Annotated in this window: 23 protein-coding genes and 1 tRNA gene; 15 read left to right on the plus strand and 9 right to left on the minus strand. The window is 50.7% G+C overall.

The window, feature by feature from the left end; all coding sequences use genetic code 11:
• Window positions 1–49: 49 nt before the first annotated feature.
• The 4 genes from IE073_RS03570 to cysD form a co-directional block, all read right to left on the minus strand.
• Window positions 50–811 carry an alpha/beta hydrolase gene (locus IE073_RS03570; protein WP_189581363.1) on the minus strand — a complete coding sequence of 254 codons (762 nt, stop codon included), beginning with the start codon at window positions 809–811 and terminating at the stop codon, window positions 50–52.
• Between the two features lie 64 nt (window positions 812–875).
• A complete protein-coding gene (locus tag IE073_RS03575) occupies window positions 876–1817 on the minus strand; it encodes a hypothetical protein (protein ID WP_233349788.1) in 942 nt (313 codons plus the stop codon).
• Between the two features lie 2 nt (window positions 1818–1819).
• Window positions 1820–3733, minus strand: a complete 1914-nt coding sequence (cysN, locus tag IE073_RS03580; protein WP_189581366.1) for a sulfate adenylyltransferase subunit CysN — start codon at window positions 3731–3733, stop codon at window positions 1820–1822.
• The gene (gene cysD / locus IE073_RS03585; RefSeq protein ID WP_267905561.1) at window positions 3733–4839 is read right to left on the minus strand and encodes a sulfate adenylyltransferase subunit CysD; all 1107 of its coding nucleotides are present in this window, start codon (window positions 4837–4839) and stop codon (window positions 3733–3735) included. The genes cysN and cysD overlap by 1 nt, the downstream gene beginning before the upstream one ends.
• Before the next feature lie 146 nt (window positions 4840–4985).
• Here cysD and IE073_RS03590 point away from each other — a divergent pair.
• Window positions 4986–5072, plus strand: a tRNA-Leu gene (locus IE073_RS03590).
• A 99-nt stretch (window positions 5073–5171) separates the two neighbouring features.
• Here IE073_RS03590 and IE073_RS03595 read toward each other — a convergent pair.
• Window positions 5172–5906: a competence/damage-inducible protein A gene (locus IE073_RS03595; protein WP_189581368.1), complete on the minus strand. Its 735-nt coding sequence runs from the start codon at window positions 5904–5906 to the stop codon at window positions 5172–5174.
• A 66-nt stretch (window positions 5907–5972) separates the two neighbouring features.
• On the opposite strand from IE073_RS03595, the gene map reads away from it, so the two are divergent.
• The 6 genes from map to IE073_RS03625 all read left to right on the plus strand — a co-directional run bounded on the left by map (window position 5973) and on the right by IE073_RS03625 (window position 11670).
• Window positions 5973–6794 carry a type I methionyl aminopeptidase gene (map, locus tag IE073_RS03600; RefSeq protein ID WP_189581370.1) on the plus strand — a complete coding sequence of 274 codons (822 nt, stop codon included), beginning with the start codon at window positions 5973–5975 and terminating at the stop codon, window positions 6792–6794.
• Window positions 6736–7479 carry a RadC family protein gene (radC, locus tag IE073_RS03605; RefSeq protein WP_444543423.1) on the plus strand — a complete coding sequence of 248 codons (744 nt, stop codon included), beginning with the start codon at window positions 6736–6738 and terminating at the stop codon, window positions 7477–7479. Before map ends, radC begins: the two co-directional genes overlap by 59 nt.
• A gap of 55 nt (window positions 7480–7534) precedes the next feature.
• A complete protein-coding gene (locus tag IE073_RS03610; RefSeq protein ID WP_233349790.1) occupies window positions 7535–8869 on the plus strand; it encodes a spinster family MFS transporter in 1335 nt (444 codons plus the stop codon).
• Between the two features lie 59 nt (window positions 8870–8928).
• Complete coding sequence (gene purB, locus IE073_RS03615) at window positions 8929–10260, plus strand: adenylosuccinate lyase (protein ID WP_189581372.1); 1332 nt, start codon at window positions 8929–8931, stop codon at window positions 10258–10260.
• A 311-nt stretch (window positions 10261–10571) separates the two neighbouring features.
• Window positions 10572–11057 (plus strand): hypothetical protein, encoded by a 486-nt coding sequence (locus IE073_RS03620; RefSeq protein WP_189581373.1) that lies wholly within the window; start codon window positions 10572–10574, stop codon window positions 11055–11057.
• A 145-nt stretch (window positions 11058–11202) separates the two neighbouring features.
• Window positions 11203–11670 (plus strand): thioredoxin domain-containing protein, encoded by a 468-nt coding sequence (locus IE073_RS03625; protein ID WP_189581374.1) that lies wholly within the window; start codon window positions 11203–11205, stop codon window positions 11668–11670.
• 11 nt (window positions 11671–11681) lie between these two features.
• On the opposite strand, the gene IE073_RS03630 is transcribed toward IE073_RS03625, so the two are convergent.
• Complete coding sequence (locus IE073_RS03630) at window positions 11682–12002, minus strand: DUF1476 domain-containing protein (RefSeq protein WP_189581375.1); 321 nt, start codon at window positions 12000–12002, stop codon at window positions 11682–11684.
• A 178-nt stretch (window positions 12003–12180) separates the two neighbouring features.
• Here IE073_RS03630 and purC point away from each other — a divergent pair, with 178 nt between their 5' ends.
• The 7 genes from purC to IE073_RS03665 all read left to right on the plus strand — a co-directional run bounded on the left by purC (window position 12181) and on the right by IE073_RS03665 (window position 17602).
• Window positions 12181–12969: a phosphoribosylaminoimidazolesuccinocarboxamide synthase gene (purC, locus tag IE073_RS03635; RefSeq protein ID WP_189581376.1), complete on the plus strand. Its 789-nt coding sequence runs from the start codon at window positions 12181–12183 to the stop codon at window positions 12967–12969.
• A 10-nt stretch (window positions 12970–12979) separates the two neighbouring features.
• On the plus strand, window positions 12980–13225 hold the full coding sequence (purS, locus tag IE073_RS03640; protein ID WP_189581377.1) for a phosphoribosylformylglycinamidine synthase subunit PurS: 246 nt from the start codon (window positions 12980–12982) through the stop codon (window positions 13223–13225).
• A gap of 4 nt (window positions 13226–13229) precedes the next feature.
• Window positions 13230–13892 carry a phosphoribosylformylglycinamidine synthase subunit PurQ gene (gene purQ / locus IE073_RS03645; RefSeq protein WP_189581378.1) on the plus strand — a complete coding sequence of 221 codons (663 nt, stop codon included), beginning with the start codon at window positions 13230–13232 and terminating at the stop codon, window positions 13890–13892.
• A 2-nt stretch (window positions 13893–13894) separates the two neighbouring features.
• Window positions 13895–16108 carry a phosphoribosylformylglycinamidine synthase subunit PurL gene (purL, locus tag IE073_RS03650; protein ID WP_189581380.1) on the plus strand — a complete coding sequence of 738 codons (2214 nt, stop codon included), beginning with the start codon at window positions 13895–13897 and terminating at the stop codon, window positions 16106–16108.
• Window positions 16109–16339, plus strand: a complete 231-nt coding sequence (locus IE073_RS03655) for a BolA family protein (protein ID WP_189581382.1) — start codon at window positions 16109–16111, stop codon at window positions 16337–16339.
• A gap of 102 nt (window positions 16340–16441) precedes the next feature.
• The gene (grxD, locus tag IE073_RS03660; protein ID WP_189581384.1) at window positions 16442–16768 is read left to right on the plus strand and encodes a Grx4 family monothiol glutaredoxin; all 327 of its coding nucleotides are present in this window, start codon (window positions 16442–16444) and stop codon (window positions 16766–16768) included.
• Between the two features lie 237 nt (window positions 16769–17005).
• The gene (locus IE073_RS03665; protein WP_189581386.1) at window positions 17006–17602 is read left to right on the plus strand and encodes a hypothetical protein; all 597 of its coding nucleotides are present in this window, start codon (window positions 17006–17008) and stop codon (window positions 17600–17602) included.
• Between the two features lie 57 nt (window positions 17603–17659).
• Here IE073_RS03665 and rpsD read toward each other — a convergent pair whose 3' ends face one another.
• A complete protein-coding gene (gene rpsD, locus IE073_RS03670) occupies window positions 17660–18277 on the minus strand; it encodes a 30S ribosomal protein S4 (RefSeq protein ID WP_189581388.1) in 618 nt (205 codons plus the stop codon).
• 179 nt (window positions 18278–18456) lie between these two features.
• On the opposite strand from rpsD, the gene rarD reads away from it, so the two are divergent.
• A complete protein-coding gene (gene rarD, locus IE073_RS03675) occupies window positions 18457–19380 on the plus strand; it encodes an EamA family transporter RarD (protein WP_189581391.1) in 924 nt (307 codons plus the stop codon).
• Here the strand turns inward: rarD and IE073_RS03680 are convergent.
• A complete protein-coding gene (locus IE073_RS03680) occupies window positions 19358–19651 on the minus strand; it encodes a hypothetical protein (RefSeq protein WP_189581394.1) in 294 nt (97 codons plus the stop codon). The genes rarD and IE073_RS03680 overlap by 23 nt on opposite strands.
• Before the next feature lie 113 nt (window positions 19652–19764).
• Window positions 19765–21693 (minus strand): M1 family metallopeptidase, encoded by a 1929-nt coding sequence (locus IE073_RS03685; RefSeq protein ID WP_189581396.1) that lies wholly within the window; start codon window positions 21691–21693, stop codon window positions 19765–19767.
• Window positions 21694–21722 lie beyond the last annotated feature (29 nt).

Genomic DNA, 21722 nt, shown 5'->3' on the forward strand with positions numbered 1-21722 from the left:
ATAGGAGATTTAGGCCAATATCAGGTTAATTCCCGCCAAGTTTCAGTGATTAGATGTAGCGATGCGCCCAAGCAGCCAGAACATGCGCCACATATTCTGCATCCGCCGGATTTCGAAGCAATAAATGATCCGCTCCGTCGAGGCTGACGAAGCTTTTCGGGTGTTTCGCGTGACGGTAAATGTGCGCCGCGTTGTCTATCCCGACGACGCGATCTTGGGGGGAATGAAAAATCAACAAACCGCGTTCAAGATTGCTAATTTCCATGGCGATATCATGGTTCTCAATGTCTTCCAAAAACTGCTCTTTGATAACAAACGGTCGCCCCCCAAGGAGCACTTTGGCTTCGCCCTCCTCGACAATTTCCTCAAGCTGATCGGCGAACTGATGAACGATGTGGGTCGTGTCGCAGGGACTCCCTATCGTCGCAACCGCTTTGACTTGTGGGATCTCATCAGCAACCTTCAGCGCCGCGGTGCCTCCAAAACTATGCCCGATCAAGACACACGGGGGACCGTAGTTCTCGGTCAAAAATTTCGCTGCCTGTCGGATGTCTTCGCAATTAGTCGTGAAATTCGTGTCGGAAAAATTACCTTCACTCTCGCCAAGCCCAGTAAAATCGAAACGCAACATGCCGAATCCGTCTTCTACGAGGCTACGAGATATTGTTCGGATGGGCTTCAGATCTTTTCCAATCGAAAACCCATGAGCAAACAGCACCCATGATTTTACTTTTCCATCATCGGGGCTATCGATCTTTGCGGATAATGTGTCGCCTAAAGCGCCTTTAAACGTAACTCTTTCGCTAGGCATAAGGTTTGTCCGATTACTGATCTTTGCGAGGAGCGTATCAGCTTAAGCGCTCAACACCTATAGGTTAGAACGCCGTGCGAAATGCTTTTAAGAACCTGTCCAACTCACTGTCTGGAAGATGATTAATACCGGCTGCAGCTGAACGGCCACCCCCAGTCTCAAATTGTAGAGCCAAGCTGTCAGCACCAGAACGGCGCGCCAGTGGTGCGCGGATGGAAACAAGATAGCCTCCCTCTTGCGCAGTTAGGATCGCATGCGCGCGATCAGGGTATTCTTGCGCGAGCTGATTTCCAAACATACCTGAAACGCGACGCGAGGCGGCAGCGTCAGGCAAGACCCGGACTTCACCATAATCTTCCGAAACTAGAACTTTCGACTTATCTGCAAATAAAAAGTCATCATAATATCCGTCAGTTAGCTTTTGAACGACTTCAGGTTTGGATGACAAAAAGGCCATAGGCGTCGGAAACCCGGCCATCTCACGATAAAGGTCGGCAGGATGAAAGTGAAGGTCAGCTTCCGACCCGCCATAACCATTATAATTCACCATTTCGCCCAATTCACGAAGGTTTGACAAAGGCAGATCACGACCTTCGGCCAAACGCTCTGCCATACGGGGGAAATTATCACCATAGCATCCAGCAATGGCCCAAGCCCGATAGGCACCCTTGAGGAATTGATCAACGAGGACGGCTGTGCAAACCTCACTCGACGTATTTATGTGAGCGTCTAAATCAGGGTGCTCAATACCGTTCCCCGCGTTGTGATGATCGAAATATTGAACCGAAGCCCCATCGTTCAGAATACGCCGCAGCTCAGGTTCATTTGAGCGCATAGAGATATCTAAAACCGTTACACGGTCCCCATCTATTGCGGGAACACGATCAAGCAATTTGATATCACGCTTTCGTCCAGTTACGAGTTTGGACTCACGGGGGTCGCTCAGTCGCAGCTGAACGAGAGATAGAATTCCGTCGGCGTCTCCGTTGAAGACATCATAATCCACAATTAAGACCCGCCAACGTTAAAGAAGCCACGGTCCGACAGATACTCAATCACCATGTCGGCGGCTTCCTCAGCACTCATCTTGACGGTATCTACAACAATTTCTGGGTCGACTGGCGGTTCATATTCGGAATCAATGCCTGTGAAATTCTTGATTTCGCCAGCACGGGCGCGGGCATATAGGCCTTTTACGTCGCGGGCTTCAGCGACGGCCAGCGGCGTATCGACATGAATTTCAATGAATTCCCCAACCTCCAATAACTCGCGAGCCATCTGCCGTTCTGCGCGATAAGGCGAAATAAAACTCGCCATGGTGATCAAACCTGCATCTACCATCAATTTTGCGACTTCACCTATCCGACGAATATTTTCAATGCGGTCGGCCTTGGAGAAGTTTAGATCACGGTTCAATCCATGACGAACATTGTCTCCGTCCAGCGTATAAGCATGACGCCCCATGTCCATGAGGCGTTTGTCGACAAGGTTAGCAATTGTCGATTTCCCTGAACCAGATAGTCCCGTGAACCACAACAGAGCGGGCTTTTGGCCTTTTTGATCTGATCGGGCGGATTTATTTACATCTTGATCCTGCCACACAACATTTTTCGCACGTCGCAAAGAGAAATCGAGCATTCCCGCACCGATCGTCTCGTGAGTTTGCCGGTCAATGAGAATGAATGCTCCGGTAGCGCGGTTATCCGCGTAGGAGTCAAAAGCGATCGGCGCGCTCAGACTCAATGTGACAGTGCCGATTTCGTTCAAATCTAACGTATTCGCCGACACTTCAGAAAAATTATTGATATCAACGCGATGCTTTAACTTACTGACCCTTGCAGGCACGGTCTTATTCGTCGTTTTTAATAGATACTCACGACCGGGATAGAGCTTTTGCTCAGACATCCAGATGACATGAGCCTGAAACTGATCGGCTTGTTCAGCTGGCGCGTCAGTTTTGCAAATGACGTCACCGCGCGAAATGTCGATTTCATCCGTGAGGGTCAAGGTGATCGCCATATCTTGGCGAGCTAACTCACGGTTTCCGTCAAAGGTCACGATTTCCTTGACGCTGGAGCGCTTTCCTGAGGGGCTTACAATTACGTCGTCACCAACCGCAATCTTCCCAGATGCGATGGTTCCACTAAAACCCCGAAAATCAAGGTTCGGTCGATTGACCCATTGTACAGGCAGACGGAACGGCGCGTCCAACGACGCGGTTTCTACATCCACTGACTCTAGATAACTTAACAAAGTCGGGCCGTTATACCAATTCGTGTTCAAAGATGGCGTGATCACGTTATCACCGTCCAAAGCTGACATGGGAATACAGGTGATTTCGTCAAAGCCTAAATCGGCAGCGAACTCCCTAAAACTCGCATCAATATCATTGAAAGTGCGTTGATCAAAATCAAGTAAATCCATTTTATTGACGGCCACAACAACATGACGAATGCCGAGCAATGACGCGATAAAGGAATGTCGACGCGTCTGTTCCTGAACGCCATAGCGCGCATCAATCAGAAGAACTGCGACATCCGCTGTCGAGGCCCCCGTCGCCATATTTCGTGTGTACTGCACATGTCCCGGCGTGTCCGCGACAATAAACTTGCGCTTGTCCGTTGAGAAAAAACGATAAGCTACATCGATCGTGATGCCCTGCTCTCGTTCTGCTGCGAGCCCGTCTACGAGAAGCGCTAAATCAATTTTATCGCCTTGCGTGCCTGACTTTTTACTATCTTTCTCAATGGTTGCGAGTTGATCCTCATAGATGAGTTTTGAGTCATACAGCAGTCGACCGATCAGCGTCGATTTGCCGTCATCAACACTGCCGCAAGTGATGAAACGTAAATAAGATTTGTTCTCTTGCGCGCGTAAATAAGCGTGGATATCGCTGGCGATAAGTTCATCGTGGTGGGCCATTAGAAATACCCTTCCTGCTTTTTCTGCTCCATCGAAGCACCTGCGTCCGAGTCAATTACGCGGCCTTGACGCTCGCTGGTTGTCGTAAGCAACATTTCTTGGATAACATCTGGCAATGTGACCGCTTCACTCTCAACAGCGCCCGTCAGCGGGTAGCAGCCTAACGTGCGGAACCTGACCATTTTCTCTTCAATGATCTCATCTGGTCCAATCGGCATACGATCATCATCGACCATGAAATATACCCCATCCTTTTTTACAACAGGGCGTTTTTTCGACAGATACAGATCTGGGATTTCGATCTTTTCACGCTCAATATACTGCCAGATATCCAACTCGGTCCAATTTGAGATTGGGAAGACACGCATGCTTTCACCGTTGTGAACGCGCGTGTTGTAAATATTCCAAAGCTCTGGGCGTTGGTTCTTGGCATCCCAGCGGTGATTTTCCGAACGAAATGAAAAAATACGTTCTTTAGCGCGAGACTTTTCTTCGTCGCGGCGCGCGCCGCCAAAGGCCGCATCAAACTTATATTTATCCAGCGCTTGCTTGAGGCCCTGTGTTTTCATGACATCGGTATGCACAGCAGACCCATGCGTGAACGGCCCCATGCCCTGGTCTACGCCATCTTGATTGATGTGGACAATCAACTCCATACCAGCTTCCTTGGCACGCCGATCGCGAAATTCGATCATTTCCTTGAACTTCCAAGTCGTATCGACATGCATGAGTGGAAAAGGAGGTGGCGCGGGATAAAAGGCCTTCTGTGCCAAATGCAGCATAACTGAACTGTCTTTACCTACAGAGTAAAGCATGACGGGATTTTCGCACTGACTGGCAACCTCACGCATGATGTGAATACTTTCAGCTTCCAACCGATCCAGATGCGTCATCCGCAAAGCGTCTCGACCGTCCGCGTGTGCTTCAAGCTCGGCCAATTTATTCATTGCCGCGTCCAGCGTTTTAATGGTCATTTGCCCACCTTCGCGCAGGCGAGCGACGCCTTTGCCATCATTGAAAAGTTTACGAGACAACGTGGATACTGACTGGCCTGAGCGATCAGACAGTGCATCGACACGGCTTAGGAATGTTTCAATTAGACTCATAACGGGCTCGCTTGACGATGTGGGACCAATCCCACGAACCTTTAGATAGGCAAGATAAACACAAACGTCAATTCAAAGTGGGATATATCCCACTCACTAAAAAGTGTTGCGCCTTTCGCAGGCTTTGATATGGCGTGTTTTCCGCTGCGGCCGTGGTGGAATTGGTAGACACGCAAGACTTAAAATCTTGTTCCAGTAATGGAGTGCGGGTTCGATTCCCGCCGGCCGCACCATCCCCTTACTCATCCCCGACAGTGCCAGTACTTATCGCCTCCGTAGAGTTCCTGAGGGCAAAAGCGATATAGTCTTGTCAATCATCGTATTAAGGCAGTTCAGAGAAGCGATTTCACCAGCGCCTCAAGCTGCAGACGAACGCGCTCAAGCTGGGCCTTGTCCCTCCCGCGCGCGACGAAGTTGATTCCTCGGAGGTCGTCATTAAACCAAGGATAGCTCCCGATTGAGACGCCAGGGTTCTGCCGCTCAACCTCAGCCAACCCCTCGGCCGCGTCGCCCTCGCCTATATTTGAGGTGCTTATCGTGATTTGGTAGACCTTCGCCCCGCCTTCGATACGGTGTGTAATATCAGCCAACATTCCGCGCATGATTTGCGGAACACCCGCGAGCGTGAAAACATTGCGGGTTTGAAATCCTGGCGCTTGGCTAACTGGATTGTCGATGAGTGAGGCCCCATCGGGAATGCGAGCCATTCGCCGCCGTGGCGCGTTCAACTCTTCCTCTGCGTAACGCTGACGCAACATATCCAACGCATCTTCTCGCTCTGATATGCCCAAGTCAAAAGCAGCCGCGATACAATCTGCGGTTATATCGTCATGGGTCGGACCGATGCCGCCCGTCGTGAACACATAGTCAAACGCATCCGAAAAAGCGCGAACGCTGTCACGAATCGTCTCAGCGTTGTCTGCCAGAATACGCGCTTCACCCACTTGAACACCCAAAGGGGCAAGGAATTTAGCGATTTCCGCCAAATTTGTATCTTGGGTGCGGCCTGAAAGAAGCTCATCGCCAATTAAGAGTACGCCTGCGGTGACGGTTTTAAAATTTGTCATGACTGCGCCGTTACAACTCTGCATTTCTGGTGGCAACAAGTCAAAGAGCCCCCTATATCGCATATTATGAATTATATAGATGCAGCAGACGCCCCCGACCTTCGCGATGGGGCGATTAAAATCCACACCCCTGAAGATTTCGCAGGCATGCGTAAGGCTGGGCAGCTATCCGCACGATGCCTCGACATGCTCGTTCCCATGGTTAAGCCAGGTGTGACGACAGGTGAGTTGGACCGCGCTTCAATGGAATTTATTCTCGACCATGGCGGCGTTCCCGCATGTTTAGGGTATCGAGGCTATCAACATACCGTCTGCACGTCAGTTAATCACGTCGTTTGCCACGGTATTCCAAATGATAAGCCGCTTAAAGACGGTGATATTGTCAACATTGATGTGACAGCGATTGTCGATGGTTGGCATGGCGACACGTCTCGCATGTATCCCGTGGGCGAAGTTAATCGACGCGCCGAACGGCTAACACAAATAACCTATGATTCGCTCATGTTGGGTATTGCGGCCGTCAAACCAGGCGCGACCACCGGCGACATTGGTCATGCTATTCAGAAATTTGCTGAAGCCGAGCGCTGTTCGGTCGTGACAGATTTCTGTGGCCATGGTTTAGGCAAGCTGTTCCATGACAGCCCCAATATCCTGCATTACGGCCGCCCTGGCGAAGGAGAAGTCTTGCGTGAAGGCATGTTCTTTACGATAGAACCCATGATCAACTTAGGACGCCCCGACGTTAAAATTCTTTCGGACGGCTGGACTGCGGTCACGCGGGATCGAAAATTAACCGCGCAATTCGAACACTCGATTGGTGTTACGGCCACTGGCTGTGAGATTTTCACAGGCTCACCGGCTGGATTGCACCGCCCGCCTTATCTCTGAGGCGCCCAAACCCAAACCGCATTATGCGGACCATCGTGACCGCTTGCGCGCGCGGTTTCGCGATGCAGGGCCATCTGCGCTGCAAGAATATGAGTTGTTAGAACTGTTTCTCTTCAACTCCATCCCTCGAAGAGATGTCAAACCGATCGCAAAAGACTTACTCTCCCGATTTGGGAATTTGGGCGAGGTGTGTGGCGCCCCGCTTCATCGCTTGACCGAGGTTAAAGGCATTGGCGAGAAAACTGCGCTAGATTTGAAACTCCTACACTCAATTGGCGCCCACATGGGCCGCGAACGAATCATTGGCCGTCCTATTCTCTCAAGCTGGTCCGCCCTCCTCGATTATTGTCGGACAGCCATGCAATACGAAGCTGTGGAGCAGTTTCGCGTTTTGTTTGTGGATAATAAAAATCGCCTGATCGCCGACGAGGTTCTTGGCAGAGGCACGATTGACCGCGCCCCCGTTTACCCGCGAGAAATCGTGAAACGCGCCCTCGCACTAGAAGCGAGCGCTATAATACTGACTCATAATCATCCCAGCGGGGACACAACTCCAAGCAAAGCCGATATCGACATGACTTTTACCGTCACAGAGGTTTGCAATGCCGTTGGGATATCTGTGCACGACCATCTCATTATTGGTCGGGAGAAAATAGCAAGTTTCAAAATGTTAGGCCTTATGTGACTTGACCCCTCGTTGCTTTGCCTTTCTTGTAAAAGAAAACGAGACGGGAAATTCAATGAAAGACGCACCGGTAATGAGCGAGAGCAAACGCTATCGCACACTTGTCCTTTGGCTCCTTACACTCATGTATGTCATGAGTTTCATCGACCGACAAATTATTGGGATCTTATCGCCATTTATAAAGGCGGAAATGGGCTTCACCGACGCGCAACTCGGCTGGCTAAAAGGCCTGGCGTTTGCGTTGCTCTATTCAATAGTTGGTATTCCAATCGCATGGTTGGCCGATCGCTATAGCCGTAAAAAAATCGTAACGATTTCTTTGATTGCTTGGAGCGCCTTCACGGCGCTCACGGGTACGGCGAATAGTTTCCTACACATGTTCCTCGCGCGTGTTGGCGTCGGAATTGGCGAAGCTGGCGGCTCACCTCCGGCCCATTCCATGATATCGGATTTGTATCCGAAAGAACAACGAGCTTCGGCGCTCGGGGTTTACTCTCTCGGCATTCCGATTGGAATTGGCTTTTCATATCTCTTAGCGGGCGCGCTCGTCGAATCACTTGGCTGGCGCGGAACATTATTGTTCTTGGGTATCGCAGGCATCGCGCTGGCAATCGTTTTGGCACTTGTCATAAAAGAGCCCAAACGCGGGCAGCTGGACGGCCATGACATCCAGCTCAAGTCTGTAGGCATTGGCGAATCCATTTCCACCCTTGCCAAGATCCCAAGCTGGTGGGCCATGTGTATGGGCATCGCGTGGGTCAGTTTCGGCGGATACGCAGTTTCCGCTTGGGGCATTGATTACGTCATGCGGTTTAAACCAGAATACATGCCCAACCCCGACAACAATAACTTCGAATGGCTAATGTTTTGGTTCGGCATGATTCATTTATTTGGTTATGGTGCCGGTACGTATTTTGGCGCTGTGATTACAGAGAAGCTCGCGAAGAAAAACATTAGCTTTTACGGGATTATGCCTGGAGCCGTGCTGTTCATTGGGGTTCCAGCCTTGATTGGGGCGTTTTGGGTTCAAAATATCCATCTGCACTTGTTGCTCGTGACCATATATCTGCTCTCAGCTGGCGTTTATCTTGGACCGAGCTTCGCTGCGGCCCAAACATTGGCACCGATCAATATGCGGGCGATGTCGACTGCTCTATTTTTTCTGATTCTCAACATTATCGCACTGGGTGGCGGACCAACTTATGTAGGTTGGATGAGCACCTTCTTGACCGAGGCTCATGGAGAGACGCATGCCCTACGCTTGGCGATATCGTCTTTGGTCGTCCCCTACGTCATTTCAATAATTGCGTTTTTTTTGGCGGCTAAGACATTGCCAAAGGACTGGGCAGAGGCCGAATCCAGAAACAAAATAATGGCAAACCAAGAGTAGACTTGACCTGCCGCGCCGCCTGATGTCCAAGGCGGCGCGCATATATAGGTGAGTCTGAAATGATTGAACGTTACGCCCGCCCCGAAATGACGGCCATCTGGTCGGCGGCTTCTAAGTACAGAATTTGGTTTGAAATTGAGGCTCACGGCTGCGATGCTTTGGCCGAAATCGGGGTGATCCCAAAGTCAGCGGCGAAAAACATCTGGGAACGGGGCGGTTCAGCGGAATTTGACGTTGCAAAAATTGACGAGATCGAACGCGAAGTTAAGCATGATGTGATCGCGTTTCTCACCCATCTCGCAAGTTTCATTGGTGATGACGCCCGCTTCGTTCATCAGGGTTTCACGTCTTCAGATATTCTAGACACCACATTATCGGTTCAGCTAGCACGGGCAACCGACCTACTCCTCGTAGGAATGGACCGCGTTCTCACTGCCCTCGAAACACGCGCGCAGGAACACAAACACACAATTACAATCGGGCGCAGCCACGGCATTCATGCTGAGCCGACAACATTTGGGGTCAAGCTCGCGCGGTTCCACGCCGAAATGGCTCGCGGACGCAAACGCTTGGTAGCAGCTCGTGAAGAGATCGCGGTATGCGCCATCTCTGGAGCAATCGGAACATTCGCCAATATTGACCCAATCGTAGAGTCCCATGTCGCCGATAAGATGGGATTAGGCATTGAGCCCGTATCCTCACAAATCATCCCGCGGGATCGTCACGCTGCCTATTTTGCGACACTCGGAGTCATAGCGTCATCGATTGAAAATATTGCAACAGAAATCCGCCACATGCAGCGCACCGAAGTCTTGGAGGCCGAAGAGTTCTTCTCCAAAGGTCAAAAAGGCAGCTCGGCGATGCCCCATAAGCGTAATCCAGTTCTAACAGAAAACCTGACAGGTCTCGCGCGTCTGGTGCGTATGGCAGTCGTTCCAGCGATGGAAAACGTTACGCTTTGGCATGAACGTGATATCTCCCACAGCTCGGTAGAACGCGGAATTGGCCCAGACAGCACGGTTCATCTCGATTTTGCGCTGCACCGTTTGGCAGGGGTAATTGAGAATTTGGTGGTCTATCCCGACAAGATGAAAGCCAATATGGATCGCCTTGGCGGACTGCATAACTCGCAACGTTTTCTTCTTGCCTTAACTCAAGCCGGTGAACAGCGTGAAAGCGCCTATCGTTTGGTCCAACGCAACGCGATGCAGGTCTGGGAGCTTTTTCGGACAAAGGGTGATGCCGGCGATGGCGCGTTCCTTGAACTGCTACTTAAAGACAAAGATGTTCGCGCTTTGCTCTCTGAAAAAGAGATACGGGACATGTTTGACGATGGATACCATCTGAAACACGTCGACACGATATTTGCTCGGGTCTTCGGAACCGCCTAAATCGGTTAAATTCCGTTAGGAAGCCTGACTTTCCAGTAAGGCTTCAGCAATAAAGCCCTTAATTTCAGTTTAAAGAGGCACCCCTTGAGGGTGCCTTTTGCGTTTTTGTGTAGAAGTTATAGATTTTTTCAGAAAAAAATTATTCTGCATTTTCAGGGCGTTAGATTCAAAATTAACGATTGTGGAAACTATCCTAAACGACACCCTAACGCCTGATTCGGACGCTGTTTACCAATCGGCGTTATAGCTTGGGTCATAAGAACAATAACAATTGTGAACCCTAGACCTAACCGAGACCAAGGATTGAAACCATGAAACTCATCTCCTCCATTTTGGCTGCGGCTGTGCTTTCAACAGCTTTTGCAGCGCCTGCCTTCGCCGCCTCACCAGACGTCTATGTCGTCAATTTCCGCAATGCACAGGACACAAATTCAATGCGCCTTGACGGCCAGCTTGCCTCAGCGTTGGCAATCTCTGGTGTAAACGCTGAAGAAGTCGTTATCGATACATCAACAGCTGCAAAATGGGAAAAAGGCGCACATGAAGCCTTTGATCGCGATATCGTCCCTGTTTTCAATCAGTGGGTCGGCCTTCCAGGTTTCGCCGCTGTTGTTGATGCTAAATCCAAGCGCGTCATCGGATGCGTCAACGGAACCTTCACAGCCAACGAGATGGCTGAGAAAATCCGCCAGATGGCATCTACTTCGACAGGTTCAGCTTACATGAGCCGCGCTTCTGTTTCGACCAAAACAACTCGCTGTCCGGCAGCGCATAACGTTGATCCAGGCGGAAACTAAAACCCGCCAATACCGACTAGGGAGAAGCTCGAAGCCAATGGTTTCGGGCTTTTCTCATTCTAGCAACCTGACTTTGCCAAGAATTTGAGTTCACTGAAAAGTGAGACAAAGTTTCATGCCATGTTCACGCACAGCGAGTAAACCTATGACCATGAACAAGTTTTTGAAATCTTCTTTAGCAGCTTTTGCCCTCACCTTTGGTTTAGGGAGCCTCGCTAACGCGTATCAAAACACGGCGCCAGACGTGTATGTTGTGATGTTCCGTGCCGATTACTGCGCCCCGTGCAAGGTTGTTGAACCTGCCCTTGATCAAGCCCTTCGTAGCATCGCCGACCCTCGAATCGAGTATGTACATCTGGATACAGGCGGGGGCTACGGCGAGCGCAACGCGCACTTAGTTTTCGACCGCGGTCTTGTGAACCAATATAATATGTGGTTGGGCGTCACGGGCTTTGCCGCCATCATTGATGGCGACACAAAACAGACATTAGGCTGTATCAATATGTCTTACGACACACAGTCAATGGCGATGCATATACGCAACCTGCAAGCAGCAGCGCAAAGAAATCAGCCGAGCTTTGATCTTACCTGCCCGGCTGCCAACAACCTATAAAACGCAGACTTTTACGAGCCGTAGACGGCCTCGCGAGCCGCTGTTAGCTCTAAAGCCATACGCGCACGAATCGCATCATCAGTGATCTCACAATTTGCTGCAGTCAGATCGCTACGAAGTTTGCGGAAGACATCGTCATCGCCGGCTTCTTCCATATCCGCCATTATCACTTCCAAAGCGTATTTATCAGCTTCAGCATCAGTTTTGCCCATCAGACTCGCGGCCCAATGCCCTAAGGCTTTATTGCGTTTAGCTTCGGCTTTAAATTCTTTCGCGGCGTCTAGTACGAACTTGGTTTCTTGCGCATTCGCGCGGTCATCAAAGCTGCTCATATCAAAAAATCCTGATTGGTTTTGTTCCGTGGTTTACATCTATGGATGCCCCTGCCCCGCTTCAAGCTGGAAAACCCCCAAAATCTACACAGCCTCGCATTGTCCCGAGGCTTAACACCGTCTATGGGTCCCACACCATGGCGCGGGGCTGACTCGCGCCTCACTGTCGGAGCCGCACATGAGCCGCCGCAAACAAATATACGAAGGCAAAGCCAAGATCCTCTATGAAGGACCTGAACCAGGCACGCTTGTTCAATATTTCAAGGATGACGCAACGGCTTTCAACGCCCAAAAGAAAGCTGTTCTTGACGGCAAAGGGGTACTGAACAATCGCATTAGCGAGTTTGTAATGCTGCGCCTCGAAGAAATTGGTATCCCCACCCACTTTATCAAACGCCTGAACATGCGAGAGCAATTGATCAAAAAGGTGGAGATTATCCCGCTTGAAGTGATCTGTAGAAATGTTGCCGCTGGGACAATGGCAAAACGATTAGGCTTGGATGAAGGGACAAAATTGCCACGCTCGGTCGTAGAATTTTGCTTAAAGCGTGACGACTTAGGTGACCCTCTTGTTGCGGAAGAACACATTCATACATTCGGGTGGGCGACGCATGCCGAAGTCGACGAAATGATCACGATGACATTGCGTATCAACGACTACCTTCGCGGGATGTTCGGCGGCATTGGCATTAACCTCATCGACTTTAAGATCGAATTTGGACGCCTCGATGTCACGATGGAAAACGGCTCGGTGGCGCATCAAGTCATTCTTGCTGACGAAATCAGCCCAGACAGCTGTCGCCTTTGGGATCGCGAAACCGATCGAAAGATGGACAAAGACCGCTTCCGCCGGGATATGGGCGGGGTGACAGAAGCTTATACCGAAGTCGCGACAAGGTTGGGCATCCTCAAAGAAGCCAATAATGTGCATGCACCGAAGCTTTCGGTCGTGTCCAACGACGATTAAAGGAAGTTTTATGAAAGCGCTCGTCTATGTCGGTCTTAAGCCCGGCGTCCTCGACCCTCAAGGTCGGACAATTGCTCGCTCCCTTAATGATCTTGGGTTTGGTGAGGTCGAAAGCGCCCTTCAGGGCAAAGTGATTGAGTTGGATCTAACTGGCGATGATCTGACGGCGGCTGAAGCCCGCGTCGTTGAAATGTGCGAAAAACTTCTGGCGAATACCGTCATCGAGAATTATCGCATCGAAATGCGCGCGGAATAGCGCCATGCAAACTGCTGTCATCCGCTTTCCCGCGTCGAACTGTGATCGCGATGCTGCCGTCGCCCTAGAAAAGCTCACAGGACGCAAACCGCTGATTATTTGGCACCGCGAAACTGAATTGCCTGCGGGCGTGGGTTTCGTCGTCATGCCTGGCGGTTTCTCCTATGGCGATTATCTGCGCAGTGGCGCGATCGCGTCCCGGTCCCCTATCGTGCAGGACATCAAAGCAAAATCAGAACGCGGCCTTGCCGTCGCAGGATTTTGCAATGGCTTCCAAATTCTAACAGAAGCAGGAATGTTACCAGGCGCGTTGATGCGAAACAAAAACCTCAAATTTGTCTGCCGCCCAGAAAAGCTAACCGTCACCCATTCAAATTCTAAATTCACGTCAAAATATGAAGCCAAGTCTGAGGTCGTTTTCCCAGTCGCCCACCATGACGGCAACTATTTCGCCGACAAAGAGACTGTTGGCAGGTTGGAAAAAGAAGGTCGTGTACTCTTCCGCTATACAGATAATCCGAATGGTTCAGTCAATGACATCGCAGGAATCGTCAATGAAGGCGGCAATGTATTTGGCATGATGCCGCATCCAGAACGCGCAATTGATCCCCTACATGGCGGAACAGACGGAATTGACTTGTTCAAATCCATCTTGGAGACACTTTAAAGATGGCACGTAAACAGTCTGAAATTACACCCGAAATTGTGGCCGAGCACGGACTTTCGGTAAGCGAATATGAAATCGTCTTGGACAGACTGGGCCGAGAACCAAATCTAACCGAGCTTGGTATTTTCTCGGTCATGTGGTCAGAACATTGCTCCTACAAATCTTCGCGACGTCACCTCGGAAAATTTCTGACGACGGGTGATCGGGTGATCCAAGGACCCGGCGAAAATGCAGGTGTAATCGACATCGACGATGGTGACGCCATCATATTCAAGATGGAAAGCCACAATCACCCGTCCTTCATTGAACCTTATCAAGGGGCAGCTACGGGCGTTGGCGGTATCATGCGCGACGTCTTCACAATGGGCGCCCGCCCCATCGCGCTGCTGAACGCTTTGCGTTTCGGTGAGCCAGACCATCCTAAGACCCGCACACTTGTCAGCGGCGTTGTCGCCGGAATCGGTGGGTACGGGAACTGCGTGGGGGTTCCTACTGTCGGCGGAGAAACCAACTTTCATAAAGGTTACAACGGCAATATCCTTGTGAACGCGATGTGTGTTGGCTTGGCTCGCGCCGATAATGTTTTCTATTCCGCTGCAAAAGGTGTTGGAAATCCAATTTTCTATGTCGGTTCTAAGACTGGTCGCGACGGTATTCATGGCGCAACAATGGCGTCGGCAGAATTTGACGACGATAGCGACGAAAAACGCCCGACTGTTCAAGTCGGTGACCCCTTCACCGAGAAGTTATTGATCGAAGCTTGCCTCGAGTTGATGGCGACTGATGCAATCATCGCGATCCAAGATATGGGAGCAGCAGGCCTGACCTCTTCGTCTATTGAAATGGCGGATAAGGGCGGCGTAGGTATTGAGCTAAACCTGGATAAGGTCCCACAACGCGAGCCGAATATGACGGCTTACGAAATGATGTTGTCTGAAAGCCAAGAGCGCATGCTAATGGTTATTAAACCAGGTAAAGAGCAACTGGCGTTTGACGTTTTTGAGAAATGGGAACTTGATGTTGCCCAAATCGGGAAGACGACAGACACTGGTCATCTAGTCTTAAAACATCACAAGAAGAAGGTCTGCGACATCCCGATTTCTCCGCTAGCGGATGATGCGCCGAATTATGACCGTCCTCACACCAAGACAGCTCCCCGCCCTGTTCTAAATGCTGCAGATATACACGAGACGCAGGATTATAATGATGCGCTTATGCGGATCATCTCATCGCCGAATATCGCCTCCAAACGCTGGATTTGGGAGCAATATGACCGTCATGTTATGACCGATACCGTTGACAGCAGTCAAAGTGGCGGCGACGCAGCCATCGTGCGTATTCACGGCACAAATAAAGCCGTCGCAATTACGACAGACTGTACACCGCGTTATGTGGAGGCAGATCCTTATGAAGGTGGCAAGCAATGCGTTGCTGAAACTTGGCGGAACCTGACCTGTGTGGGTGCAGACCCCATTGCGATTACGGATTGTTTGAACTTCGGCAATCCCGAACGTCCAGAAATCATGGGACAGTTGGTTGGCGCTATCGAAGGCATGAATGAAGCTTGCCATACTTTTGATTACCCGGTGGTTTCGGGAAATGTCTCCCTTTATAACGAGACCAATGGTCAAGCCATTCCACCAACACCTGCGGTTGGCGGCGTAGGCCTCATTCCAGATCTACATAAATTCGCAACGCTTTCTGGCGCAAAATCAGGCGACACGCTCATCTTGATCGGTGAAACTACGGGTTGGTTAGGCTGTTCAATTTATCTCTCCGAGATACTATCTCGCGGAGACGGCGCACCGCCCCCTGTCGATTTATCCGTTGAAAAACTTAACGGCGACTTTGTTCGCAAACTTATTCGCAGTCGTCGGGTTTCCGCGGTGCACGATCTCTCCGATGGTGGTCTGGCGGTTACGGCCTGCGAAATGGCATTCGCGAGTGGACTCGGTATTAAGCTTGCCAAATCGCCTCTCGCTGAGCGTCACGGTTGGCTGTTTGGCGAAGACCAAGCGCGTTACCTGATCTCAGTTGAAAAGAATTCAGTAAATCCTGTGCTTTCCACTGCGAAAGCGAAGAGTATTTCAGCCCAGATCGTCGGCACCGTAGGTGGGGACCGTTTGACGGCTGAAGGTGCTTTTGATCTCTCCATTGCTGATTTGCGGCAGGCCAATGAAAACTGGCTCCCGAACCTCATGGCTGGAGATAAATAGATGGCGATGTCAGAAGATGACATCGTTGCCATGATCAAGCAGGCGCTACCAGATGCTGAAATCGAGATGACTGATTTGGCGGGCGACAATGATCACTGGAAGGCCGTAGTGACAAGCGCAGCCTTTGTCGGCAAATCGCGCGTTGCGCAGCATCAGCTGGTTTACGCGGCCCTCAAGGGAAACATGGGTGGCGTTTTGCATGCTCTCGCTCTTGAGACCCGAACGCCCTAACCGACCTGCCTCAAGTAAACATTTAAACCGCGTCACTGGGCCTATCTTGATATTCTCGCGCGAACGCCCATTTGCACGTGGCAAGCCAAAACGGAGACCGACATGTCTGCAGCAGAACGAATTCAAAAAACCGTCAGTGAAAATGACGTAGTCCTTTACATGAAAGGAACGCCCGTATTCCCACAATGTGGGTTTTCATCGACCGTCGTTCAAGTTTTTGACTATCTGGGGGTCAATTACGCGAGCGTGAACGTGCTTGAGGATATGGAAATTCGTCAAGGCATTAAGGACGTCAATAACTGGCCGACGATCCCTCAGGTCTTCGTTAAAGGCGAATTCATTGGCGGATGTGATATCGTCCGCGAAATGTTCGAAAATGGCGAGCTTAAAGCTCTGCTCACTGAAAAGGGTGTCGCAACCGCGAACTAAAAAACACGCAATTTTTAACCGTCAAAGATGTGTACTTCGACGAATTTACCCAGCTTTGCAGGTTGCGATATCCTCGCACCCTGCACCTGTCACACCAATTTCTACCGATAAATACAAGAGTTTCAATTTCCTACGTAGTTATTGACTCACTAACTTCAGCTTAAACTGACGATAACTGCCTGTGTGCTAACCTCCTACCTGCGACGCTGTGGGGGCTGAGCAAAAGGAGATATCGAAATGCCGATGTTTGGAATGAAAGTGAAGTCGCGCCGAAAGGCGGGCGCACAAGGTTTCAATGTAGAATACCTGAACAACAAGACAGCAATCCGACAGCGTAAGCAAATAGGCTATATCCGCTCCATTTTTTCCGCGCTCTCGTTGCTCTTCGGCGCATTTATGATTTACGTCGCAATGCACTATCTTCCCGCGTTGGTTCAGCCCAAAAAAATCCTCAAGATTGCCTCGGGCGACTCTGCCGCCAGCAAGACTTATGATTTCGAGAGAAGCTCAAAACTGCACAATGTTATCGCGCCTTATGTTGAGATGTTTCAATTGGATCGTGCTTATATGGGCGACGGTCAAAGTGTAAGTATCAAGTATGACCTTCCTGCTGGAGCTTATGCCGATCTGAATATCATACAATGTCATCGCGCTTGGGTCGTTGAAATTTTTCAATGCAAAGTCGTTAGCCAATATGATGCACGTACAAAACGGCAAAAAGGCGTTGAGTCCTTCACGTTAAAGAAGGGCGGGTTCTATCATTTCAGGCAACAAGTGCACGGCATTCAAAATGACGAACCCTATCGTATTGTTTGGGAGCGGAGCGTCCAATAAAAAACCCGCCGCGGCGAACCGGACGGGCTTTTCGAAATCTGTAACCGAAGTGTCTCTCTAGCGAGAGTAGAATTCCACTGTCAGATTTGGTTCCATTTGTACCGGATAAGGCACTTCGTCGAACGAAGGCGTACGCGCGAAAGTCGCTTGCATCGCTTTTGGATCGACAGAGATGTAATCAGGGATTTCACGCTCGGAAGACTCAAGAGCCTCAAGCACGAGTGCCATTGTGCGTGACTTCTCACGAACTTCGATAACGTCGCCTTCTTTACAACGGTAAGATGGGATGTTGACCTTTTTACCATTAACGAGAACGTGGCCGTGATTCACGAACTGACGCGCGGCGAAAACGGTTGGAACGAATTTAGAACGGTAAACAACCGCATCCAAACGACGCTCAAGAAGACCGATTAGGTTCTCAGAGGCATCGCCCTTCATCCGTGTCGCTTGATCATAGGTCTTGCGGAACTGTTTCTCGGTGATGTTGCCATAATAGCCTTTAAGCTTCTGCTTAGCGCGAAGCTGTGTACCGAAATCGGAAAGTTTACCACGACGGTTTTGACCATGCTGTCCCGGAGGGTATGCACGCTTATTGACTGGGGACTTAGGACGACCCCAGATATTCTCGCCCATACGGCGATCAATCTTATACTTAGCTGAATGACGCTTAGACATGTGCGTCCTTTCTGATTTGACGTGGCCCGGCTCACCTCACCTATGAGGTAGCGATTTCGACGGCGGCACCACACCTTCCCGTAATGGCGGGGTAAGTAGCGGATTATGCTTTCAAGTCAACCGCCCTAATCACTTCGAATTTGGGTTGGCAGACCCGCCTATTGGTGACATTGGCATTTATGGCATCCGCACCCAAACAAATTGACCCCAAAGACAGCAAGGCTGGATTTCTCTCTGGTCTTGCCGCCTATACGATGTGGGGGTTATTCCCAATTTATTTTGTCGCTATGCGGCATGTGCCCGCGCTGGAGCTCCTCGCGCATCGCATTGTTTGGTCGGTACCTTTTGGTCTTTTGATCCTATTGTTCCGCAAGCAAATCAAAGACACATTGCGCGCGCTAGCTAAGCCTAAGACCGTTGCTTTGCTGACAATAGCTGCCATCGCCTTAGCCGCAAATTGGGGTGTTTATATTTGGGCCATCCAGCAGAACCAGATTTTCCAAGGCAGCCTAGGTTATTACATCAATCCCCTACTCTACGTCTTGGTCGCGGTGGTCTTTTTCAAGGAGAAACTCAGCGCCCTGCAAGGTTTGGCGATTGCCTTCGCATTCATCGGCGTCGCGATACTGACAATCAAAGGCGGCGTATTTCCCGGCATTTCCTTATTCTTGGCCTTTAGCTTCACTGTTTATGGCGTGTTGCGCAAGCAGATCGACGTTGGCGCGATGCCGGGTTTGTTCATTGAAGTCCTCGTCCTGATTTTGCCCGCTGCCGGCATGCTTTGGTACCTTTCAACCCAAGGCAGCTTGTCGTGGGGGAACTTTGACACAAAAACAGATGTTTTGATTATTTTGGCTGGGCCGCTGACAGTGCTTCCCCTCCTCGCTTTTGCTTTTGCCGCGCGACGCATTCAGCTGTCTACTCTGGGTATTTTGCAGTATATTGGACCAACAATGCAATTTGGCTGCGCCATTTACTTTGGCGAGCCATTCACCGTTGCCCATGCATGGTGCTTCGGTTTTATCTGGTTGGGCGTTGGAATCTTCGCTTTCGATGCAATACGAAAGAACAAACGCACGCCTAAGCCCGCTTCCCCGTCATAAAGTCTGTGAAGAACGACCCGCCCGGGCTTCCGATAAACACACCCAATAAATAGACGGCAAACAGAATGAGAAGTTGCCCGAAAAAGAGATAAACACCGTCGATTAACATATTTTGGTCAGGGGCCTGGGGCGTGCTTTTTAGATTTTTTCGCCGCGCCGAAGCAAAAACGAGTGTCGACAGCAAAGCGATCAAGAAAACGAACCAGACGCGGACGCCGAAATAACCAGCGACACCGCCAAGCAGGAGTAAGAGATAACCAAGATATTTCATATTGGGCTCACTGACTGAATTGGCCCAGAGAGTAAAGTGCTCACCGCGTATTGCTCACAGCCCATGAAGTGACCGCCTAAGCTGCATTAGACAGCGGGACGGCCACACTCAAACTACTCTGCAAGAATGTCACTGATACGGCGTTGAGCGATCGGATGGTATCCAGCTTTGGCTTCAGCGAAGATGCGGTTCGCCATCTCGGCTTGACCATTCTCCTTTAGCGCGCCGTAGAGACGGTAGATAAATTTACCGCGGCCAACGGTCATGAGAAACTCTTCCAGCGCAGGATAGGCAGGCTCATACCCCCCTTCAATGGCTTGCATGTACCATGCAAAGGCTGTCTCGGCGTTTGCGGTGCCTGTGAAAGCATAAGTTTCATCGAGAACGTCTAGGGTTTCAACACCGACATCGCCGAAATCATCGAGACTGTTTAGCATGTGAAGCCATTCATGTGTGCTCCACTCTTTGGAGGCCGCGAGCATTTCATCGCCATTGCTATCTCCAGCGAGCCAAGTACCCAATAGTCCAGTGACCTCATCAAACGCATCAGACTGCGGTGTCCGCGCGGTCGACGGAAGGCCAGGCCCATACACCCAGGCGTCTAGTTCTGCGCAGGTTAAAGCGTCTGGATTATCTTTGTGCAAATTCTCGTGCAGATAGGCGATGAAATCTTCCGTGGTCACGGATTGGAAGGCATTGTCGTTAAACCAAGCCTTTAGGAAGGGATCAAAGGCCTCACGTCCAAACCGATCTTCGAGGAAAAACAGAAAATTTGCGCCCTTCAGATAAGACACGAGGGTAAAGGCGTCGTCAGGATGCGCCATGTCATCAGGCAGTTTCAGATGCGTCAGCTCTGGCCGCTTGGCCTCGGAAATGGCCCGTTTTAAACCCTCCATATCAAGCACCTGTTCCATCACCGCGCGGCGTTCTCCGTAGAGCTCTTCCATCACGCGGTTTTCGACGTAGCTCGTAAAGCCTTCATTCAACCACGCATCGCGCCAGCTCGCATTTGTGACGAGATTGCCAGACCAACTATGGGCCAGCTCATGGGCTACAACATTTGTCAGAGATTTATCACCCGCAATCAGCGTTGGCGTCATGAAGGACAAACGCGGATTTTCCATTCCGCCAAAGGGGAAACTCGGTGGCAAGACAATCAAGTCATAACGCCCCCAGCGATAGGGTCCGTAAAGTTCTGTATTGGCAACTTCCATCATGGGCGTTTCTGCAAACTCTTCGGCCGAGGCGTCTAAAATATAGTCTTCGGCATAGACGCCAATCGTGTCGTTGATCGCTTTGAATTTGATATCACCTACCGCGATCGCGATAAGATAGCTCGGGATCGGCTGCGGCATGGAGAACGTCCAATTGCCATCTGCATCTTGCCCGTCTTGCGAGGCACTCATCAGAGGTAACAAGCCGTCAGGGACACGCAGTGAGGCTTCGTAAGTCAAACGTACGGCCGGTGTGTCCTGAACAGGCAACATCGTTCGCGCATTGATCGCTTGGGCTTGCGAGAAGAGATACGGCTTCTTCTTGCCCGCCGTCTGCGCTGGGGTCAGCCACTGCAATCCCTCTGCTGTCGGACTGGTTTCATAAATGATCCGAACATGCTCCGCCTCGGTCCCGATGGAAATATTCAGGGCTGAACCCAGAACGGAGTCCGCATCAGCCAAGGTATAATCAGCCGGCATCCATCCGCCTTCGGTCTCAAGCGCAACCGCTTTGATCAGAAGGTCTTTCGTATCGAGTGTAAGCGTTTGAGCCTCAGGTTTAAGGCGTTCAAATCGGAGCGTCACCGCACCGTCTAGAACCTTGCGATCAAAATTCACATCCAAGTCGAGCGCCGCATGTTTGACGACCACCTCTTGGTAATTCGCGTAGGTGAATTTGTCTGCTGTGAAAAAACGCTCGGCAGGCGCCACGGTTTCAGTCGTCGCGACCTCTGTCGGCTCTGCCGTTGACGTATTCGGCGAACAGGCCGCTAGGGCGAAGCCCGCCGCAGTGACGAGGGACAGGGTGACCAAGCGAGTATTCGACATTCTGCGACTCCAATATGCGTTGCCTGACC

This window comes from Litorimonas cladophorae, assembly GCF_014652455.1.
GTDB lineage: Bacteria > Pseudomonadota > Alphaproteobacteria > Caulobacterales > Maricaulaceae > Litorimonas > Litorimonas cladophorae.

Excerpts from the sequence above, each read along its gene's own strand:
- IE073_RS03570 (WP_189581363.1), bottom strand. The coding sequence starts at position 811 with ATGCCTAGCGAAAGAGTTACGTTTAAAGGCGCTTTAGGCGACACATTA.
- cysN (WP_189581366.1), bottom strand. The coding sequence starts at position 3,733 with ATGGCCCACCACGATGAACTTATCGCCAGCGATATCCACGCTTATTTA.
- cysD (WP_267905561.1), bottom strand. The coding sequence starts at position 4,839 with ATGAGTCTAATTGAAACATTCCTAAGCCGTGTCGATGCACTGTCTGAT.
- IE073_RS03595 (WP_189581368.1), bottom strand. The coding sequence starts at position 5,906 with ATGACAAATTTTAAAACCGTCACCGCAGGCGTACTCTTAATTGGCGAT.
- map (WP_189581370.1), top strand. The coding sequence starts at position 5,973 with ATGAATTATATAGATGCAGCAGACGCCCCCGACCTTCGCGATGGGGCG.
- IE073_RS03610 (WP_233349790.1), top strand. The coding sequence starts at position 7,535 with ATGAAAGACGCACCGGTAATGAGCGAGAGCAAACGCTATCGCACACTT.
- purB (WP_189581372.1), top strand. The coding sequence starts at position 8,929 with ATGATTGAACGTTACGCCCGCCCCGAAATGACGGCCATCTGGTCGGCG.
- IE073_RS03620 (WP_189581373.1), top strand. The coding sequence starts at position 10,572 with ATGAAACTCATCTCCTCCATTTTGGCTGCGGCTGTGCTTTCAACAGCT.
- IE073_RS03625 (WP_189581374.1), top strand. The coding sequence starts at position 11,203 with ATGACCATGAACAAGTTTTTGAAATCTTCTTTAGCAGCTTTTGCCCTC.
- IE073_RS03630 (WP_189581375.1), bottom strand. The coding sequence starts at position 12,002 with ATGAGCAGCTTTGATGACCGCGCGAATGCGCAAGAAACCAAGTTCGTA.
- purC (WP_189581376.1), top strand. The coding sequence starts at position 12,181 with ATGAGCCGCCGCAAACAAATATACGAAGGCAAAGCCAAGATCCTCTAT.
- purS (WP_189581377.1), top strand. The coding sequence starts at position 12,980 with ATGAAAGCGCTCGTCTATGTCGGTCTTAAGCCCGGCGTCCTCGACCCT.
- purQ (WP_189581378.1), top strand. The coding sequence starts at position 13,230 with ATGCAAACTGCTGTCATCCGCTTTCCCGCGTCGAACTGTGATCGCGAT.
- purL (WP_189581380.1), top strand. The coding sequence starts at position 13,895 with ATGGCACGTAAACAGTCTGAAATTACACCCGAAATTGTGGCCGAGCAC.
- IE073_RS03655 (WP_189581382.1), top strand. The coding sequence starts at position 16,109 with ATGGCGATGTCAGAAGATGACATCGTTGCCATGATCAAGCAGGCGCTA.
- grxD (WP_189581384.1), top strand. The coding sequence starts at position 16,442 with ATGTCTGCAGCAGAACGAATTCAAAAAACCGTCAGTGAAAATGACGTA.
- IE073_RS03665 (WP_189581386.1), top strand. The coding sequence starts at position 17,006 with ATGCCGATGTTTGGAATGAAAGTGAAGTCGCGCCGAAAGGCGGGCGCA.
- rpsD (WP_189581388.1), bottom strand. The coding sequence starts at position 18,277 with ATGTCTAAGCGTCATTCAGCTAAGTATAAGATTGATCGCCGTATGGGC.
- rarD (WP_189581391.1), top strand. The coding sequence starts at position 18,457 with ATGGCATCCGCACCCAAACAAATTGACCCCAAAGACAGCAAGGCTGGA.
- IE073_RS03680 (WP_189581394.1), bottom strand. The coding sequence starts at position 19,651 with ATGAAATATCTTGGTTATCTCTTACTCCTGCTTGGCGGTGTCGCTGGT.
- IE073_RS03685 (WP_189581396.1), bottom strand. The coding sequence starts at position 21,693 with ATGTCGAATACTCGCTTGGTCACCCTGTCCCTCGTCACTGCGGCGGGC.